We start from the raw sequence: 2,843 nt of genomic DNA, 5'->3' as shown, positions 1-2,843 counted from the left end.
TTTATTTTTAATCACTCTTAGCGAATGCTATACATTTTGTTTTGATGATTTATTTTATTTGGATATCTCTATGATCTTACTATCTGTCTCAATTATATGATCTAGATGAAAATGAATTTACCCAAATCTTAAATTACATCTAGTCTTCAGTAGTTTTAATATGAATGCCTATATTGGATTCTTTTTGTTGTTTTCTGTACTTGTGACTGGATTGATTGTGAATCCATCAAACATTGTATTTGCAGACACAACAGGAAATTCAACCAATACAAACCTTAGCGAGTCAATTCAAACAGGTGATGACATGGTAAATCCTGAACATATGATGGATCAAGATAATTCTACCAAAACACTTGATGAGGAAATGAATACTGGAGACGTTATGGAAAAACCAAGTGATGAAATGATGGAACATGAAGATGCTCCTGTAATGATACTTTCACCACTTAAACAAGTCAAAGATGGTGTAGCGTCAAAAGATGTGGTTTGTAGAGAAGGTCTGGAACTTGCTTTCAAACTTAATGGTCAAGCTGCTTGTGTAAAATCAACCAGCATTGAAAAATTAGTTGTTCGCGGTTGGACTCAATAGTTTCTTTTCATTATTTTATTTAATTATATTTTGTGAATTTTATTTGTACAATTATGATTTACTTTATTGGTTATTCATTAATGCTAGTTGTTATTCTTCAAATTCTATATCTTTTTGTAATTCTTTTGCAAGACCTTCCCACCATTTGATGTTCTCAGACATATCTGAAAATGAATTATTTTTAATAAGTTATAGATCTAGTGGTTAACTCTCCAAAAACAACTGTATAATAAAATATGACAAAATCTAATCTTTTTTGTATTTTATATTGTCTGTATTTTGATCCTGTTCTTTTATTTTAATAATTATTGTATCGCCAATCTTATTAAAAATTCTCTGACGCATTTCATTGGTAAAAATCCAACCTAATCCAACATCAATTGGAAGAAGAAATGTTTTTCCAAAACTACTGATTAAAATGCCCTTCAAATCTGGTTTTTTACCATACATGTTTGTAATTTTTAAATTTAGGATCTTTTTTCCAATTGTTTGACCTTTCAGATATTCCAAAATTACCCAATATCCAAAAAAGATCACGCTTGTTGGAATAAATTGTGTCATTTCTGCCCAGAAAAATTTTTCGTTAAAATCATAATCAATTGATCCGAAAATAGATGATATTGCTATGGTGGAAATAACTGAAATAATGACAAAATCAATTAACCACGCAAAAAATCTCTCACTCCATTTTGCAATTATTACCTCTGGGGATTTGTTTGACTCACTCATGCTCTCTTTATTTTACTCAATCTAATAAAACATCATAATTCTTCACTCTTGTTAAAACCCATCACTGTATTTTGATGTAATTTAATGCCTTAAAATTAATAAGAACCATTTTCAACTCTCTTTGAAAATCTTTTTGAAATTAATCAACCCCCTGGATGTTTTTTTTTGGACTATAAGAAAAAATGAAAGAGATGTCATAAAACTTTACAACTCTCTTTCTCCTATAATGCAGCTTGCAACTGGTGGAACAATGCTGAATTTTGGATATTGGATGGAAAACACTAATGATCCTCTATCTGCACAAAAAAATCTCTGCTCATATTTTGGCAAATTGGCAGAACTGGAAAAAGCAAAAAACTTAGTTGATGTTGGAAGTGGATTATCTGCACCAGCGATTTTTTGGAGAGATAAGTATGAAAAATTGGATTTATTTTGTATAAATATTAATTATGACCAACTATCTTTTTCTGGTCCACAAAAAAATATCCACTTTTTTAATTCCACATCAACAAAATTGCCTTTTGCTGATAACTCTGTAGACCGTGTTTTGGCTTTAGAATCATCACAGCATTTCAAACCTCTAAAAGATTTTATTTTAGAATCTAAACGAATTCTAAAATCTAATGGCATCTTGACTTTGGCAATCCCTGTAACTATGCAAAATGCATCAATTATGAAACTGGGGATTCTGAAATTTACTTGGTCTTCTGAACATTATGAGTTAGAATTTGTAAAAAAACTCGTAGGTTCTATTGGTTTTAAAATTAATGATGAAAAATTAATTGGAAAAGAAGTTTATGTTCCACTTGCTAATTATTATATCAAAAATAGGGATGAAATCAAAAAATTGATTTTAAAAAAATACTCAAAATTTGTTGAACAAATCCTATTCACATCAATGCTTAAAATGAAAAAAGCTTCTGAAAAAAATACAATTGAATATGTTGTTTTAAAATGTAGTCTTTAACTCAGATTCTAATAATTTCTCGTTCTAGTAGATTTTCTGTTGCCTTTATGTATTCAGATTCTGAAATTAAGTTATTTAGAAACCATTTTGTAGTTGTTTTGAACCATTTTGGTATTACTGATTGATCATTTACATATTTTTTCTCAAAGATATTTGTCTTCATCAATTCTGTTTTATCCCATTTGATATTCAAACCTGTTTCTTTATGACTATCTGATAATACTAATCCTGTTTGTTTATCCACAATCAACGTGTCTTGTTTCTTTACACCTTGTGCAATCCACACTCGTCGTGATTTTCCATCAAATTCATATGTTGCATCACTTGTAACTATTAAATCATCAACTAGTATGTCTCCAATCTTAATTGGAGTTAAATACATGAATTTTTCTATAACACAGCATTTTTTATCTGCTATAATTGAACCATTATTATCAAAACTAATTTCTATAGTTTCTTTCTTATCTTTTGTATTTTTTTCTGAAGTAATCTGAACTCCATTATTGTTAATTGAATCTACTGTAAACTCTTGTGTAATATATTGACCATATTTATCCG

Annotated in this window: 3 protein-coding genes and 1 pseudogene; 2 read left to right on the top strand and 2 right to left on the bottom strand. The window is 28.9% G+C overall.

Features of this window, described 5'->3' with window-relative positions; all coding sequences use genetic code 11:
* The first annotated feature begins 160 nt into the window (after positions 1-160).
* Positions 161-589, top strand: a complete 429-nt coding sequence (locus BG20_RS10665; protein ID WP_007401833.1) for a hypothetical protein — start codon at positions 161-163, stop codon at positions 587-589.
* Positions 590-835: 246 nt separating this feature from the next.
* On the opposite strand, the gene BG20_RS10660 is transcribed toward BG20_RS10665, so the two are convergent.
* Positions 836-1,318 carry an RDD family protein gene (locus BG20_RS10660; RefSeq protein WP_010195107.1) on the bottom strand — a complete coding sequence of 161 codons (483 nt, stop codon included), beginning with the start codon at positions 1,316-1,318 and terminating at the stop codon, positions 836-838.
* A gap of 133 nt (positions 1,319-1,451) precedes the next feature.
* Here BG20_RS10660 and BG20_RS10655 point away from each other — a divergent pair, with 133 nt between their 5' ends.
* A complete protein-coding gene (locus BG20_RS10655) occupies positions 1,452-2,285 on the top strand; it encodes a class I SAM-dependent methyltransferase (protein ID WP_010195097.1) in 834 nt (277 codons plus the stop codon).
* Between the two features lies 1 nt (position 2,286).
* Here BG20_RS10655 and BG20_RS12485 read toward each other — a convergent pair.
* Positions 2,287-2,843, bottom strand: a pseudogene (locus BG20_RS12485) (hypothetical protein); the annotation flags it as partial.

Origin of the sequence: Candidatus Nitrosarchaeum limnium BG20 (assembly GCF_000241145.1) — an archaeon.
Classification (GTDB): Archaea; Thermoproteota; Nitrososphaeria; order Nitrososphaerales; family Nitrosopumilaceae; genus Nitrosarchaeum; species Nitrosarchaeum limnae.
This window is presented reverse-complemented; position numbering and strand designations above follow the sequence as displayed.

Excerpts from the sequence above, each read along its gene's own strand:
- BG20_RS10665 (WP_007401833.1), top strand. The coding sequence starts at position 161 with ATGAATGCCTATATTGGATTCTTTTTGTTGTTTTCTGTACTTGTGACT.
- BG20_RS10660 (WP_010195107.1), bottom strand. The coding sequence starts at position 1,318 with ATGAGTGAGTCAAACAAATCCCCAGAGGTAATAATTGCAAAATGGAGT.